This window comes from Achromobacter agilis, from assembly GCF_900496965.1.
GTDB classification, from domain to species: domain Bacteria; phylum Pseudomonadota; class Gammaproteobacteria; order Burkholderiales; family Burkholderiaceae_B; genus Achromobacter; species Achromobacter agilis.
Map to the genome: position 1 here is coordinate 37022 of NZ_UFQB01000018.1, position 14035 is coordinate 51056.

General features: G+C 67.7%; 15 protein-coding genes and 1 riboswitch. Of the genes, 6 read left to right on the forward strand and 9 right to left on the reverse strand.

Going from position 1 to position 14035, the window contains the following annotated elements; all coding sequences use genetic code 11:
- Positions 1 to 66 precede the first annotated feature (66 nt).
- From AGI3411_RS19905 to AGI3411_RS19915, 3 genes are all read right to left on the reverse strand, one after another.
- A complete protein-coding gene (locus AGI3411_RS19905) occupies positions 67 to 585 on the reverse strand; it encodes a lipocalin family protein (protein WP_129529067.1) in 519 nt (172 codons plus the stop codon).
- Between the two features lie 90 nt (positions 586 to 675).
- Positions 676 to 2247: a glutamate--cysteine ligase gene (gene gshA / locus AGI3411_RS19910; protein WP_129529068.1), complete on the reverse strand. Its 1572-nt coding sequence runs from the start codon at positions 2245 to 2247 to the stop codon at positions 676 to 678.
- A gap of 32 nt (positions 2248 to 2279) precedes the next feature.
- Entirely contained in the window at positions 2280 to 3188 is a 909-nt protein-coding gene (locus AGI3411_RS19915) for an alpha/beta hydrolase (RefSeq protein WP_129529069.1), read from the reverse strand.
- Positions 3189 to 3233: 45 nt separating this feature from the next.
- Between AGI3411_RS19915 and AGI3411_RS19920 the strand changes: the two genes are divergently transcribed.
- On the forward strand, positions 3234 to 3773 hold the full coding sequence (locus AGI3411_RS19920; protein ID WP_129529070.1) for a hypothetical protein: 540 nt from the start codon (positions 3234 to 3236) through the stop codon (positions 3771 to 3773).
- On the opposite strand, the gene AGI3411_RS19925 is transcribed toward AGI3411_RS19920, so the two are convergent.
- Entirely contained in the window at positions 3763 to 3990 is a 228-nt protein-coding gene (locus AGI3411_RS19925; protein WP_129529071.1) for a helix-turn-helix domain-containing protein, read from the reverse strand. The two genes, AGI3411_RS19920 and AGI3411_RS19925, sit on opposite strands and share 11 nt — an antisense overlap.
- A 124-nt stretch (positions 3991 to 4114) precedes the next feature.
- On the opposite strand from AGI3411_RS19925, the gene AGI3411_RS19930 reads away from it, so the two are divergent.
- Positions 4115 to 5011, forward strand: coding sequence for an AEC family transporter (locus AGI3411_RS19930; RefSeq protein WP_129529072.1), 897 nt, complete (start codon positions 4115 to 4117; stop codon positions 5009 to 5011).
- Positions 5012 to 5033: 22 nt separating this feature from the next.
- Here AGI3411_RS19930 and AGI3411_RS19935 read toward each other — a convergent pair whose 3' ends face one another.
- The 5 genes from AGI3411_RS19935 to AGI3411_RS19955 all read right to left on the reverse strand — a co-directional run bounded on the left by AGI3411_RS19935 (position 5034) and on the right by AGI3411_RS19955 (position 9702).
- Positions 5034 to 6041 carry an Ldh family oxidoreductase gene (locus AGI3411_RS19935; protein WP_129529073.1) on the reverse strand — a complete coding sequence of 336 codons (1008 nt, stop codon included), beginning with the start codon at positions 6039 to 6041 and terminating at the stop codon, positions 5034 to 5036.
- 10 nt (positions 6042 to 6051) lie between these two features.
- Positions 6052 to 7008 (reverse strand): hydroxyacid dehydrogenase, encoded by a 957-nt coding sequence (locus AGI3411_RS19940; protein ID WP_129529074.1) that lies wholly within the window; start codon positions 7006 to 7008, stop codon positions 6052 to 6054.
- A 14-nt stretch (positions 7009 to 7022) separates the two neighbouring features.
- A complete protein-coding gene (locus tag AGI3411_RS19945; RefSeq protein ID WP_129529075.1) occupies positions 7023 to 8036 on the reverse strand; it encodes a Bug family tripartite tricarboxylate transporter substrate binding protein in 1014 nt (337 codons plus the stop codon).
- A gap of 181 nt (positions 8037 to 8217) precedes the next feature.
- Positions 8218 to 9393, reverse strand: coding sequence for a UxaA family hydrolase (locus AGI3411_RS19950; RefSeq protein ID WP_129529076.1), 1176 nt, complete (start codon positions 9391 to 9393; stop codon positions 8218 to 8220).
- 27 nt (positions 9394 to 9420) lie between these two features.
- On the reverse strand, positions 9421 to 9702 hold the full coding sequence (locus AGI3411_RS19955; RefSeq protein ID WP_129529077.1) for a UxaA family hydrolase: 282 nt from the start codon (positions 9700 to 9702) through the stop codon (positions 9421 to 9423).
- Between the two features lie 180 nt (positions 9703 to 9882).
- Here AGI3411_RS19955 and AGI3411_RS19960 point away from each other — a divergent pair, with 180 nt between their 5' ends.
- The 4 genes from AGI3411_RS19960 (at position 9883) to AGI3411_RS19975 (ending at position 13990) form a co-directional block, all read left to right on the forward strand.
- Entirely contained in the window at positions 9883 to 10638 is a 756-nt protein-coding gene (locus AGI3411_RS19960) for a GntR family transcriptional regulator (RefSeq protein WP_129529078.1), read from the forward strand.
- Between the two features lie 53 nt (positions 10639 to 10691).
- Positions 10692 to 10773: riboswitch (SAM riboswitch) on the forward strand.
- Positions 10763 to 12022, forward strand: a complete 1260-nt coding sequence (gene metX, locus AGI3411_RS19965) for a homoserine O-succinyltransferase MetX (RefSeq protein ID WP_129529079.1) — start codon at positions 10763 to 10765, stop codon at positions 12020 to 12022. Its footprint overlaps the riboswitch before it by 11 nt.
- Positions 12019 to 12633: a methionine biosynthesis protein MetW gene (gene metW, locus AGI3411_RS19970; protein WP_129529080.1), complete on the forward strand. Its 615-nt coding sequence runs from the start codon at positions 12019 to 12021 to the stop codon at positions 12631 to 12633. Before metX ends, metW begins: the two co-directional genes overlap by 4 nt.
- Positions 12634 to 12739: 106 nt before the next feature.
- On the forward strand, positions 12740 to 13990 hold the full coding sequence (locus tag AGI3411_RS19975; protein WP_129529081.1) for a muropeptide transporter: 1251 nt from the start codon (positions 12740 to 12742) through the stop codon (positions 13988 to 13990).
- Positions 13991 to 14035: the final 45 nt, after the last annotated feature.

Sequence of the window (14035 nt, forward strand, 5' to 3'; positions counted from 1 at the left end):
GGGGAAAAGGGCCCCCTCGGGGGGCAGCAAGCGCACGCAGTGCGCGCGGCGTGGGGGCCCTCTTCTCTACTTTTGGGGCGTATAGCGCAGTTCGTCCAACTGGTAGCCCTGCGCCTTCGCCGCCGCCAGCGCCTTGTCCAGTTCTTCCTTCGGCAGTTGCGGGGAGCGGGACAGGATCCACAGGTATTTCCGGTCGGGCGTGCCGACGACCGCCCAGCGGTAGTCCGGGTCCAGGCCGATCACCCAGTAGTCGCCCTTGAACGGCTTGAAGAACGAGACTTCGAGCTTGGCGTTGTTGCTGCCGTCCAGGACGGTGGCGGTGCCCGAGGCGGAATCGATATCGCCGTCCTTGGTGCGGCAGCGATTGTTCACGCCGACGGTGCCGTCGGTATGCAGGGTGTATTCGGCGGTCGTGTCCCCCACGCAGTCGCGCTGGTAGAACATGGGGAAATTCGCGATTTCGTACCACATGCCGGCGTAGCGCTTCAGGTCTACCGACTCCACGGTCTGCATGGGCGGCGCGGCATGGACGATCCCCGCCACGCTGGTGGCCAAGGCCAACAGGAATGTTGCGGTGCGGCGCATGGGGAAAACCTCCTGATGTGACAGAGCGGTCCGCGCCGCCCGGAGGGGGCGCGGACCAAAACCCTAACGATACGCCTTATTCGACGCGCCTTATGTACGCGGCGCCTTCAGCGCCGAGTGGTAGCGGGCGACGTAGGTATCGAAATCCTCCGTGTCCGATTGCTCCAGGCGCAACTGTTCCGCGACGGACTGCGCGGCAGCCTGTTCGTAGGAGGAGGCGATGTCGGCCGGCAGGGCCTGCGCGCGCAGCGTGTCCGCATGTTTGCGGCTGAGGTCCAGCGAGTAATCGTGGAAGGACAGGCGGCTTTCGGTCAGCGCGGCCAGCAGGCGTGCGGACGGGGTGGAGTCCGGGTGGTCCAGTTTGGCGCGCTGCGCGGCCAGCGCCTCGGCATAGGCGCTGCCGCCCAGGGCGGAGTCGAACAGGGCGGCGTAGGGCGCGATCTGGTCGAGCAGCTCGTGGCCCCATTGCGCCAGGCCGATGGACTGGCCTTCGCGATCGAGGGTCAGGCCGGGCTTGCGGCCTTCCTTCACGACAGTCGAGAAGTTGTCGGCGCTGCGTTGACAGTAGCCGTTGGCGGGGAAGAACGGGCTGTCCGACGCCGTGCAGAACAGGAGGAAGGCGTCGACGAAGCGGCTGGTGGCGGCATCGATGCCGACCGGCGAATCCGGGTCGATGTCCAGGCAGCGGACTTCGACGTACTGCACGCCGCGTTCGGCCAGCGCCGTGATGGGGCGCTCGCAGCGGCCGGTGGCGCGCTTGGGGCGGATGCTCGAGTAGTACTCGTTCTCGATCTGCAGCACATTGGTGTTGAGCTGGATCCATTCGCCGTCGCGGTGGGTGCCGATCTTCTGGTAATCGGGCCAGGGCTGCGTCACGGCGCCGTACAGGCGCCCCAGGAACGTGTCCAGGTCGTTGTAGCAGAGCTTGAGCTGCGACTGCGCCTTGTTCTGGTAGCCGAGGTCGCTCATGCGCAGGCTGGTGGCGTAGGGCAGGTACAGCGTGCTTTCGTCCAGCTTGCGCAGCGGATGTTCGCGCCCGCGCAGGAAATCGCTGGACAGCGCCGGGGCGGCGCCGAACAGGTACATCAGCAGCCAGGAATAGCGGGTGAAGTTGCGGATCAGGCCGATGTAGCCACGCGAGCGGCGGTCCTGGACGGTGCCGGGCTGCGTGTCCAGCACCGACCAGAGGTCTTCGGCCAGCGAGAAGTTGTAGTGCACGCCCGCGATGCATTGCATCGTCTTGCCGTAGCGCACGGCCAGGCCCCGGCGATACACGTGCTTGAGCATGCCCGTATTGGACTTGCCGTACCAGGCGATGGGGATGTCGGCCTCGGGCGGCAGCGTGGCGGGCATGGACTGGTTCCAGATCAGTTCATGGTCCAGCACGCCGTAGACGTGGCGGTGAGTGTTCGTCAGCTCTGCCAGCAGCGCGTCGACGTCCGTATGCGTGCCCGTGATGAGTTCGAGCAGGGATTCGGAATAGTCGGTGGTGACGTGTTCGTTGGTCAGCGCCGAGCCCAGGCCGGCGGGGTGCGGCGTGCGGGCCAGCAGGCCTTGCTCGTCCACGCGCAGGCCTTCTTTCTCGATGCCCCGCAGGGTCTGGGTCAGCAGCGAGCGGTTGGCCTCTAGGCGGGAGAGTCGGTTGGCAGCGGTATCGGTCACGGATTCTTCTCGTTTGGGTCTGACGACGGATTTTACGGGGTGCCAGCCTCCTGTGCCGAGGGAGTCAATACTGGGGACAGGGACAATGCCTGCGCCGTGCGCGCCAGCCACTCGTCCAGGTCGGCGTAGACCGGATCGGCGATGGGGGCGGTTTCGTTGAAAATCTCGTGCCAGGCGGTGTCGTACCAGCGCAGCGTCAGCAGTTCTGCCGGCGCCCGCTGGGCGAATTGGCGGCTGCCTTCGGCGGCGACGATCGAGTCGTCTCCGGCCACCATCAGCAGGGTGCGGCAGGGCAGCAGCGGGGCTTCCTGCAGGGATTCCCGGCCGCCTTCGTCCACGAAACGGGCCAGCCGGCCCGTCATGAGGCGGCGCACCAGGGGATCGGCGCGGTAGGCCTGGACCACGGCCCGGTCATGCGAGATCCGGGCGGGGGCCAGCCCATGGGGGACCCGCAGATCGGGCGCGTGCAGGGACATCCAGGTCAGCGTGCGGCGGACCCATAGGGGCACGTTGACGACGAAAGGCGGCGAACTGAGCACCAGCGCGTCGATGTCGGCCAGGCCGCGCAGGGCGATCCGCACGGCGACCAGGGCGCCCAGGCTGTGCGCCAGCACGATGGGCGGGCGCCCCTGGGCCTCGGTCCAGGCCTGGAGCCGGCCGACCGCGTCGACCACCAGGTCGTCCTGGCGCTTCAGGGTGGCGGGCGGCCCGCCCGAATGGCCGTGGCCCCGGTGGTCATGGGCGCCGACGGTCCAGCCGCGGGCGGTCAGCCAGCGCGCCAGCCGGTCGTAGCGTCCGGCATGCTCGCTCAGCCCGTGCAAGAGGTAGATACTGGGTGTGCCCGGCCCGGCGATGGGCGGGGCGACATTGGGGGCGGACGGCCAGACATAATTGGCCAGGGGAGTGCCATCGGGCGCGGGGGTCATCGAAATCGGCGACAATTTCTGGCTTCCTCGAAATGAATAGACCATCGGGATCCTCGGGTAATGATGATTTCATCGCTGTTTCGTTTCATGTTCAAGAAAGCCGGCGCCATCGTGGGGCTGGCCCTGCTGGTGGCTGCCTGCTCGCCCAGTTACAACTGGCGCGAAGTGGACGTGGCCGATGGTCATGTGCGGGCGGCCTTCCCGGACCGGGTCATGACGGACACCCGCGACCTGAAGCTGGACACCCATACCCTGCGTTTCACCCTGGCCAGCGCCAACGTGGGCGAGGCGGTCTTCGCGGTCGGGTCGGCGCCGCTGCCGCCGGATATCGCTGCGGACCCGGTCGCCAGGCGCGCGCTGGGCATGGCGCTGATGCGCTCGCTCTACACGAACATGCAGGCGATGCCGCCGATGGAATGGCCGCCCTACGGAGAAGTGATCGAGGTGCATGGCAAGGCCATGGGCAAACCGGGTTGGCTGCAGGCGAAGGTCTGGGTGACCGACACCATGCTGATCGAGGCCGTGGCGGCGGGCACGCAGGAAAGCCTGCCGGCCGAGCGGGCGCGTGAGTTCCTGCGGTCGGTCGTGCTCAAGCCGTGAGGGCGTCGAGCAAGCCGCGCCGCAAGGCTTCGACCACTGCGGCGCGTCGGCCGCGCACGCCGAGTTTGTCGCAGGCGTTGCGCAGGTGGAAATTTACCGTGCTTTCGCTTACGCCCAGGATGCGGGCGGTTTCCCAGCTGGTCTTGCCCAGCGCGGCCCATTGCAGGCAGGCGGCCTGGCGCGCCGACAGGAGTGCGTTGTTGGACGTCGGGGGCATGGCGGCGAGGGAGGCGGGAGGCCTTCTGATTGACGAGTCGCCTCATGCTGCGTTCCGGGTCGGCTGCCCGGCAAGCAATGATGCCTTGGCGCATCGATCTACTTATCTCTGACGGAATAGTCGTATGTCGGCCATCGTGCAGTTCTATTTTTCGGCCATTGTTTTGATGCTGCCCCTGCTTTTCTGCGCGGGCATTGGGATGTTCTGGGCCAAGCGCGATCTTCCGTTCGGGGGCTCCTTCATCACCACGCTGGTCACGTCGGTGACCACGCCCGCGCTGGTGTTCCACACCTTCGTCACGACCCATCTGGACGACCGCGCGCTGGCCGACGTGGCCATCGCGACCCTGCTCGCGCTGGCGCTGTGCGCGCTCGTGTGCGCGCTGTGGCTGAAGATGTGGAAGCTGCCCGTGTGCACGTTGCTGCCCACCGCCTTCCTGCCCAATGCCGGGAACCTGGGCCTGCCGATTTCGCAGATGGCGTTCGGCGACGCGGGCCTGTCGGTGGCGGTGGCGTTCTTCGCGGTGAATTCCTTCGTCATGCACACCGTCGCCGTGCGGTTGCTGCCGGGGGTCAACACCAAAGGCAGCTGGAAAAGCCCGATCCTGCTGGCGTCGGTGGTCGCGGTGGGCATGCGCGTGCTGGACATCCCTGTGCCCGAATGGATCGTCGAGACGTCCCGCATGCTGGGGGCCGTGACCGTGCCGCTCATGCTGCTCAGCCTTGGCCATGCGCTGGCGCTGATTCCGTCCAACGGCCTGCGCGACGGTGCGAAGGTCGCCGTCGTCCGTCTGGCCGTCGGGCTGGCGGCCGGCCTGGCGGTGGTGTGGATGCTGGACCTGGGGCCGGTGCTGGCCGGCGCCCTGAGCCTGCAGATGGCCATGCCCTGCGCGGTGGTCAGCTACATGTACGTGAAGCGCTACACGCCCTTGGGCGATACCGCGGCCGGCGCCGTGCTGGTGTCCACGGTGGCGTTCCTGCTGCTGGCGCCGGTCATGCTGTGGTTTTCCCGCGCGGCCTGATCCCTGCCGCGCGGCTGGGGGTTCAGGCCGCGCCGGCCATCTGCCGCAACTGGGCCATCAACGTGTCGGGCAGATCGATGCCGTGCTTGAGGGCCTCGTCGCGCAGCTTGCGGCGCCGGTCGCCGGGCAGGCGCACGCCTTCGTCTTCCAGCATGGCGTCGACCAGCGTTTCGACGCGCTCCAGATAGGCGTCGTTGCCGGCCAGGGCGCCCGGATCGATGGCCAGGAACGCCTGGCCCAGGCGAGCCGGACCGCCGTCGTCGACGAAGAACGATTCCGTTTCGAAGCCGAAATGGGCGCCCGTGAGCGCGCAGGCGAGCAGCTCGACGATGAGCGCGAGCATTGCGCCCTTGACGCCGCCGGCGGGCAGCATGCTGCCCGCCAGGCCGGCCTTGGGATCGGTGGTGGGCTGGCCTTCGGCGTCCAGCGCCCAACCCAGCGGAATGGGCTGGTTGTCGCGGGCGGCGATCATCAGTTTGCCGCGCGCGACCTGCGACAACGACAGGTCGATCAGGAGGCGCGCGCCGCCGCGGCGCGGGAATACTGCGGCGATGGGGTTGGTGCCGAAGAGCGGACGCTTGCCGCCCCAGGCGGGCATGGCCGCCGGCGAATTGCTCAGCGCCAGCGCCACCAGGCCAGCGTCCGCCAGGGCTTCGAGGTGATAGGCCGCCGCGCCGAAATGATGGCTGTTGGCAACGCCGACGAAGGCCACGCCGTGCTCGCGGGCCCGTGCCGCGGCCTGTTCCACGGCCAGCGCGCACGCGGGAAATGCCAGGCCGGAGCCAGCGTCGATCAGCGCCGCGCCGCCGCGTTCGTGCACGATGCGAGGCGCCGCCGAGCCGATGGCCCGGCCGGCGCGCAGGTGGCCGGCGTAGAACGGCACTCGCGACAGGCCGTGGGAGCCGAGCCCCTGGCTTTCGGCATAGACCAGCGCGCGGGCGGTCGCGTCCGCCATGGCCGGGTTGGCGCCCGCGGCGGCCAGCCCGGCTGCCGCCAGATGTTGGAGTTCGTCCAGATAGATGTGAGCCATATCCTTCCTGTCAGGGGGCGGAGGCCGCCGAAACCTCGGCGCCGCCGGTAAGGGCTATTGTCACACCGGCCGCCACCATGTCGGAAACGCGGGTGTTGGCTTCTTGCGTCAACCCGGCGATGTGCGGCGTGAGGATCAGGTTGGGCGCGCCGGCCAGCGGACTGCCGGCGGGCAGGGGTTCCTGGTCGAACACGTCCAGCGCCGCGCCGCGCAGGTGGCCCGCCCGCAATGCGCCGGCCAGCGCCGCTTCGTCCAGGATGCCGCCGCGCGACGTATTGACCAGCACGGCGCCCGGCCGCAGGCCTGCGATGCGGCCGGCGTCCAGCAGGTGCCGGGTGCCGGCAGTGAGCGGCAGGTGCAGAGTGACGGCGTCCGATTGTGCCAGCAAGGCGTCCAGCGGCATGGCGGCGACCCCGGTTTCCTCCCAGACAGGATGGTCCGGCGGCAGGGCCGCGTCGCAGCCGATGACGCGCATGTCCAGCCCGTGCGCCAGGCGCGCGACCAGGCGGCCGATTCCACCGAAGCCTACGATGCCGAGCGTCCGGCCCTGCGCTTCCAGGCCCTGCGAGAGCGCAGGGCGCGGCCATTGCCCCGCCGCGACCGCCTCCGACGAAAAGTAGGCGCCGCGCAATAGCGCAAGCGTCGTGCCGATCACGTATTCGGCGACGGCGCGCGCATTGGCGCCGGTGGCGGGCACCACGGCGATGCCGCGCGCGGCGCAGCCCGCCTGGTCGATGTTGTCCAGCCCCACGCCCAGCCGGCCCACGGCCCGCAAGCGCGGCGCCGCCGCGAGCAGGGCGGCGTCCACCTGGCTGCGGTTGCGCACGATCAGGCCGTCGGCATCGCTCACGGCCTGGAGCAGTGCATCGCGCTGCTCCACCAGGTCCGGCGCATACCGCACATCGAACCGCTGGCGCAGTGCTTCGATGGCGGGCGTATCCATGAACTCCGAAATGACAATATGCATTGGCTTTTCCCGACTCAAGCGACCTGGATGTTGGCTTCACGGATGATTTTTGCCCAGCGCTCTACCTCCGACTTCAGGTATGCGCCGAACTCCCCTGGACCGCGCGGTTGCGGTATGAAGCCCAGCTGCAGCAGGGCCTGCTTCATGGCCGGCTGCGAGATCTGGGCGACGATGGCGCCGCCGATGCGCTTGACCAGTTCGGGCGGCGTGCCCGCCGGCGCCAGCACGCCGGTGAAGTTCTCTACGATCAGGTCGGGCAACCCGGCCTCTTTTACCGTGGGCACGTCGGGCAGGTCCGCGCTGCGTTCGTGGGTGGTGATGGCGAGCGCGCGCAGCGAGCCGTTCTTCACGTGGGACAGCGATTCGGGATAGTTGGAGAACACCACATCCAGATGGCCGCCGATCAGGTCCGTGAGGGACGGCGCGCCGCCCTTGTACGGAATGTGCATCATGGGCAGGCCGGTGAGCTTCTGATAAAGCGCCAGGGTCAGGTGCGGGGGCGTGCCGTTGCCGCTGGAGCCCGCCGATAGCGATTTCGCGCGGGCGGCCTTCGCCAGGTCGGCCATGCTCTTGATGTCGCTCTTGGCGTTCACCACCACCATGATGGGGGACGAGGCCAGCCCCGCCAGAGGGGTCAGGTCGCGGGTCAGGTCGTAGCCGGCTTTGCCGGCGAAGAGCGTGACGTTGGCCGCGTGCGTGAGCGTGATCGCCAGCCAGGAGTAGCCATCGGGCGAGGCATGGGCGACGTGCGCGGCACCGATATTCGCGCTGCCGCCGGGCTTGTTCTCCACCACCACGTTCCAGCGCTCGGCGTCGCTCAGGGCCTTGCCCACCTGGCGCGCGGCCACGTCGGTGAGCCCGCCGGGCGGAAAGGGAACCACATAGTTGATCGGCCGCTCCGGCCAGGCGCTTTTTTGCGCCAGCGCCCGTTCCCACGGCGCCAGGGCACAGAGGCCGGCGGCGCCGAGGGCGCCGAGCAGGCGCCGGCGTTGCGCGGCGTCCGGGGTGAGATCGTGTTCGCTACTCATCTGTCTTCCTCCTTGGGTGGCGCCCGGGTAGGAATGCAACCGCCTGTGCCGCCGTGGCGGAAATCGCCCGGGTCTGCTGGTGTTGTTGCGATGGTGCTGCGGGGAGTGCGGGATGATGCCGCGTGCAGGACGGCGCGTCCGCAATCCTTCCTGCGGACGCGCCGGGGGGATGCACGCCTGGTCAGGCGCTTTCGAAGATCCGCGTCAGGACGAACTCTCGGTGGCCCAGCGCCTCGGCCGCGGTCCAGCGGCCGTTGGCTGTGGCCAGCATGCATTCCAGCAGCTTGTCGCCCGCCTGGCCCAGGTCGATCTCGCGCTGCAGCAGGCCGCTGGTGTCCACGTCGATGTGTTCGGACATGGTGCGCACGGTGCGCGGGTTGGCGCAGATCTTGATGACGGGCAGGATGGGGTTGCCGATCACGTTGCCCTGGCCCGTGGGGAAGAAGTGCACCGCGTAGCCCGAGGCCGCGCACAGGGTCACCATTTCGGCCGCCGCGGAAGACGAATCCATGAACCACAGCCCGGGGCCGTCGGGGATCTCGGCCTTGTCCAGCACGCCGTCCACGCGGCATTGCTTGCCGATCTTCTGGATATTGCCCAGCGCTTTTTCCTCGATGGTGGTCAGTCCGCCCGCGATATTGCCCTTGGTGGGCTGGGATTCCGACAGGTCGCTCGTTTTCCAGCGGTCGATCATGCCCTGGTAGCGGTTGAACATGAACATGAAGCGTTCGCGCACGGCGTCGTTGGCGCAGCGTTCGGCCACGATGTGCTCGCCGCCGGTCAGTTCCGAGGTTTCGCCGAACACCAGCGTGGAGCCCAGCGCGTAAAGCTTGTCGAAGGCGTTGCCGACGGTGGGGTTGGCGCCACAGCCGGAGGTGGTGTCGGATTCTCCACATTTGGTGGAGACCCAGAGATCGGCGATGGGGCATTCGCTGCGGCCGAGCGCCGTGGCGTAGTGCACGAATTCCTTGGCGCAGCGCGAGGCGCGCATGATGGTGTCGTGGTCGCCGTGCAGTTCGATGCTGAATCCCATGACGGGCTTGCCGGTGGCGGCGATGCCGTCCACCACGCGCTTGGTCCAGCCTTCCTCGATGCCGATCACCACGACGGCGGCGACGTTGGGATTGCAGCCGGTGCCGATGAGGGTGCGGAAGTGCAGCTCCAGGTCTTCGCCGAATTGCAGGCGGCCATAAGGATGGGGCAGCGCCAGGGTGCCCTTGATGTTGTTGGCCACGGCTTCGGCCGCGGCGTTGGAAATGTCGTCCACGGGCAGGACGATGACGTGGTTGCGGACGCCGACGCGGCCATTGTCGCGGCGGTAGCCCTGGAAGGTGGTCGAGGCGTTGATGACGGACATGGTGGTTTCCTGTGCGGGGTGGAGGGCTTACCAGCGCTTGGTCTTGATGTTGTGGACATGGGCGTGCTGGCCGGCCAGGATGGGCTGCACCACGCGGCCGATATCGACGCCGTACTTGAAAACGGTATCGCCGACGGCCATGTCTTTCATCGCCACCTTGTGGCCGATCGGAATGTCCTGCGACGCGCGCACGTGGATGATCTTGTCTTCATCCATGATCCAGGCGTTGAGTTCCGTTCCGGCGGTGACGCCTTCCACCACGGCGACCGCCACCGTGTCCTTCGCATCGTGCAATACGGCGTGAATCATTTGTCTTCCTCTCTTGGGCTTGGGCGCCTGCCGGATGCGGCGGGCGCGGATCGCTACGGCCAGGAAATCTTATGGCTCCGCATCTCCCATGTCAACTAAATCATATATATGAATTGTATGACTTGAGCCTGCTCCGTCCCCGCCGCTACACTGTGGGCTTCCGATTATTGCGATGCACCCATGAACACCAGCCTGTCATCGACTGTGCCGCTCGGCAGTCCCTTGTACGCGCAGGTCAAGCAGGCCGTGCTGGCCGCGCTGGCGCAAGGCGAGTGGAAGCAGGGCGAGGCGATCCCGCCCGAAAAACTCCTGGCGGAGCGCTTCGGCGTATCCATCGGCACCTTGCGCAAGGCAATCGATGAGCTGGCCGCGGAGAACATCCTGGTGCGCCATCAGGGCCGCGGCACCTATGTGGCGGTGCATACGCGCAACCACCACTTCTTCAAGTTCTTCCGCATCGTGCGGCAGGATGGAAACAAGTCCTATCCCACGACCGAGCTGCTGCGGTTCCGCCGGCAGCGGGCATCGGCCATCGCGCGCGAAAAGCTGAACCTGCCGGCGGGGGCAATGGTGTTCGAGTTCACCAACGTGCTGTCGCTCAACGGCGACGTGGTCATGGTGGACGAGCTTTGCCTGCCGGAGTCGTGCTTTCCGGGCATGACGGAGGCGCACTTGCGCGAGCGCGCGAGCACGCTTTACGCGCTGTACCAGGACGTCTTCGGCGTGAACGTAATCGCGACCGACGAGCGCCTGCGGACCTGCCTGGCCGAACGCGCGCAGGCGCGGGCGCTGGGCGTGGCCGAAGGCAGCCCGTTGCTGGAGATCCGCCGCGTCGCCTTTTCGTACAAGCGCCAGCCCGTCGAATGGCGGGTATCGCGCGTGAACACCGAACGCTACGAGTACCTGGGGCAGGAGCCCTGGGAGGCCGGGGCGTGACCGGGCGCTACTGCGCCACGCGCAAGCAGTGCTAGAATTCTTGCCGCAGTATCCAAAGTTTCGGCGCCGATTTGCCTGATCCGCTTGCGGGCGCCTTCCAATAAATCCAGCTAAAGAGGTCCGTATGACCACTCCTGCCCAGAATTTGGCCGGTGATTCGGCCAGCGGGTTCGTTCCCGCACCCATCACGACTTCCGAAGCCGCTGATCCCGGTTCCGTCGGTCTCGTCGCTCCCTCCTTCATCCGATTCGATGAGCCGCTGCCGCTGTCCAGCGGCCAGTCGCTGGCCGCCTACGAGCTCGCGGTGGAAACCTACGGCACGCTCAACGCGCAGCGCAGCAATGCCGTCCTGATCTGCCATGCGCTGAATGCCTCGCACCACGTGGCCGGGCAGGCGGCCGACAATCCCGCCGACGTGGGCTGGTGGGACAACATGGTCGGCCCCGGCAAGCCGGTCGACACCAACATCTTCTTCGTGATCGGGGTCAATAACCTGGGCTCCTGCTTCGGCTCGACCGGCCCGGCCAGCATCAATCCGGAAACCGGCAGGCCCTGGGGTGCCGCTTTTCCGGTGCTGACCGTGGAAGACTGGGTGCAGGCGCAGGCCCGGGTGGCGGATCACTTCGGTATCGAGCGCTTCGCCGCGGTGATGGGCGGATCCCTGGGCGGCATGCAGGCGCTGAGCTGGGCCATCACCTTGCCCGACCGTGTCGCCAATTGCGTGGTGATCGCCAGCACGCCGCGGCTGTCGGCGCAGAACATCGGTTTCAACGAGGTGGCGCGCCGCGCCATCATTACCGATCCGGATTTCCACGGCGGCGACTACTACGCGCAGGACGCCGTGCCGCGCCGCGGCCTGTCGGTGGCGCGCATGATCGGCCACATCACCTATCTGTCCGACGACGACATGGCCGAGAAGTTCGGCCGCGCCCAGCGCGCGCCCGCCGAGAACGGCGCGTACCGCTACGGCTACGACGTCGAGTTCGAGGTCGAGTCGTACCTGCGCTACCAAGGCGAAAAATTCACCCGCTATTTCGACGCCAACACCTATCTGCTGATCACCCGCGCGCTTGACTACTTCGATCCGGCCCGCAACACCGGCGGCGACCTGGCGCGGGCGCTGGCGCCGGCCAAGGCCGATTTCCTGCTGGTGTCGTTTTCGACCGATTGGCGCTTCCCGCCGGAGCGTTCCCGCGAGATCGTGCGGGCGTTGCTGAAGAATGCCAGCCCCGTGACCTACGCCGAAATCGACGCCCCGCACGGCCACGACGCCTTCTTGCTGGAAGACGCCCGCTACCATGCGGTGGTTCGCGGCTACTACGAACGCATCGCGCGCGAGCTGGGCCTCGGCGCCGCGGCCCAGACCGAAGGACGCTCCGAATGACTCCCCTGACTCCCCGCCAAGCGCACAGCGTCCTGCGGCCCGACCTGGCGCGCATCGCAAGCTGGATCGAGCCCGGCAGCCGCGTGCTGGACCTGGGCTGCGGCGACGGCGCGCTGCTGGCGCACCTGCGCGATCACCGGCAGGTGCGCGGCGCGGGCGTGGAGCTGGACGATACCTGCGTCATCGCCTGCGTGCGGCGCGGCGTCGAAGTCATCCAGCAGAACCTCGAAGACGGCCTCGCCCTGTTCGACGACAAGCAGTTCGACACCGTGGTGCTGTCGCAAACGCTGCAATCCATGCACCGCACCGAACATATCTTGCGCGAAATGGCGCGGGTGGCGCGTTTCGGCGTGGTGTCGTTCCCCAACTTCGGCTATTGGCCGCACGGCTGGTCCATCCTGCGAGGGCGGATGCCGGTGACGGGCCAGATGCCCTACCAGTGGTACAACACCCCGAACATCCACCTGTGCACACTGCGCGACTTCGAGCAACTGGCCGGTGAGCTGCGCCTGGCCATCCTCGAACGCGCCACCTTCAACGAGGGGCGCGAGGTGAAGCGGTTCCAGAGCTGGCGCAGCACCCTGGCGGTGTACCGTTTCGCGTCGCCCTGACATTCCGACACGCATCCTCCGGGCGGCACGGGCCAACAGGCCCTAAAATGCCGCAAGCCCGCGGCGCCTGCCTGTAGCGCCGCGCCGCCGCGTACAGGAGACCGTCATTACCGCTGCATCCAACGTCTACACCAGCCCCCGCGTGGCCCCCTTGCTGGTCCTGGGCTTCGCCAGCGGATTGCCGCTGGCCCTGACCAGCGGCACCTTACAGGCCTGGGCCACCGTGGAAGGCGTCCCGCTGCAGCAGATCGGTTTCCTGACCCTGGTGGGCACGGCGTACACGCTCAAGTTCCTGTGGGCGCCCTTCGTGGACCGGTACGTCCCGCCCCTGCTGGGCCGGCGGCGCGGCTGGATGCTCCTGACCCAATTGCTGCTGGCCGCCGCCATCATGGCGATGGGCGCGCTGTCGCCGTCGACGGCGCTGCAGCCCCTGGCCCTGCTGGCCGTGCTGGTGGCCTTCCTGTCCGCCACGCAGGACATCGCTTTCGACGCCTACTGCACCGACGTGCTGCGCAAGGAAGAGCGCGGCGCGGGGGCGGCCATCAAAGTCATGGGCTACCGGCTGGCCATGATCGTGTCCGGCGGGCTGGCGCTGATTCTGGCGGACCAGTGGATAGGCTGGGGCAATACCTATGTGCTGATGGGCGGCCTGATGCTGCTGTGCGCATTGGCCACGCTGTGGGCGCCGGAACCCGAGCACATCGCCCGCGCGCCGCGCGATTTGCGGGCGGCGGTGGGCGAGCCGCTGCGCGAGTTTTTCTCGCGGCGCGGGGCGCTGGCCGTCCTGCTGCTGATCGTGCTGTACAAGCTGGGAGACGCTTTCGCGGGCGCCTTGTCCACTACGTTCCTGATCCGCGGCGCGGGATTCTCCCCGACCGAAGTGGGGACCGTGAACAAGGTGCTGGGGCTGGCCGCGACCATCATCGGCGCGCTGGCCGGCGGGTCGCTCATGTCGCGCTGGGGCCTGTACCGTTCGCTGATGGCCTTCGGCCTGCTGCAGGCGGTGTCGAACCTGGCGTACTGGCTGATCGCGGTCAGTCCGAAGAGCGTCTGGCTCATGGCGCTGGGCGTGGGGATCGAGAACCTGTGCGGCGGCCTGGGCACCGCGTCTTTCGTCGGGCTGCTGATGGCGCTGTGCCGCCAGCGCTTTTCCGCGACCCAGTTCGCCTTGCTGTCGGCGCTGTCGGCCGTGGGCCGCACCTATCTGGCGGGCCCGCTCACGCCGCCGCTGGTCGATTACATGGGCTGGCCCGGCTTCTTCCTGCTGACCGTGGCGATCGCGTTGCCCGGGTTGGTGCTGCTGCACCTGTTGCGCGGCACCATAGAAACCATGGAGAAGCAGGGCGAGGAGGCCTAGGCGAGTGAAAAAAAAGCGGCGCCGGTGCGCCGCTTTTTTCATGGC

Coding starts and splice junctions, on each gene's coding strand:
- AGI3411_RS19905 (WP_129529067.1), bottom strand. CDS start 585: ATGCGCCGCACCGCAACATTCCTGTTGGCCTTGGCCACCAGCGTGGCG.
- AGI3411_RS19920 (WP_129529070.1), top strand. CDS start 3,234: ATGATGATTTCATCGCTGTTTCGTTTCATGTTCAAGAAAGCCGGCGCC.
- AGI3411_RS19925 (WP_129529071.1), bottom strand. CDS start 3,990: ATGCCCCCGACGTCCAACAACGCACTCCTGTCGGCGCGCCAGGCCGCC.
- AGI3411_RS19930 (WP_129529072.1), top strand. CDS start 4,115: ATGTCGGCCATCGTGCAGTTCTATTTTTCGGCCATTGTTTTGATGCTG.
- AGI3411_RS19935 (WP_129529073.1), bottom strand. CDS start 6,041: ATGGCTCACATCTATCTGGACGAACTCCAACATCTGGCGGCAGCCGGG.
- AGI3411_RS19940 (WP_129529074.1), bottom strand. CDS start 7,008: ATGCATATTGTCATTTCGGAGTTCATGGATACGCCCGCCATCGAAGCA.
- AGI3411_RS19945 (WP_129529075.1), bottom strand. CDS start 8,036: ATGAGTAGCGAACACGATCTCACCCCGGACGCCGCGCAACGCCGGCGC.
- AGI3411_RS19950 (WP_129529076.1), bottom strand. CDS start 9,393: ATGTCCGTCATCAACGCCTCGACCACCTTCCAGGGCTACCGCCGCGAC.
- AGI3411_RS19955 (WP_129529077.1), bottom strand. CDS start 9,702: ATGATTCACGCCGTATTGCACGATGCGAAGGACACGGTGGCGGTCGCC.
- AGI3411_RS19960 (WP_129529078.1), top strand. CDS start 9,883: ATGAACACCAGCCTGTCATCGACTGTGCCGCTCGGCAGTCCCTTGTAC.
- metX (WP_129529079.1), top strand. CDS start 10,763: ATGACCACTCCTGCCCAGAATTTGGCCGGTGATTCGGCCAGCGGGTTC.
- metW (WP_129529080.1), top strand. CDS start 12,019: ATGACTCCCCTGACTCCCCGCCAAGCGCACAGCGTCCTGCGGCCCGAC.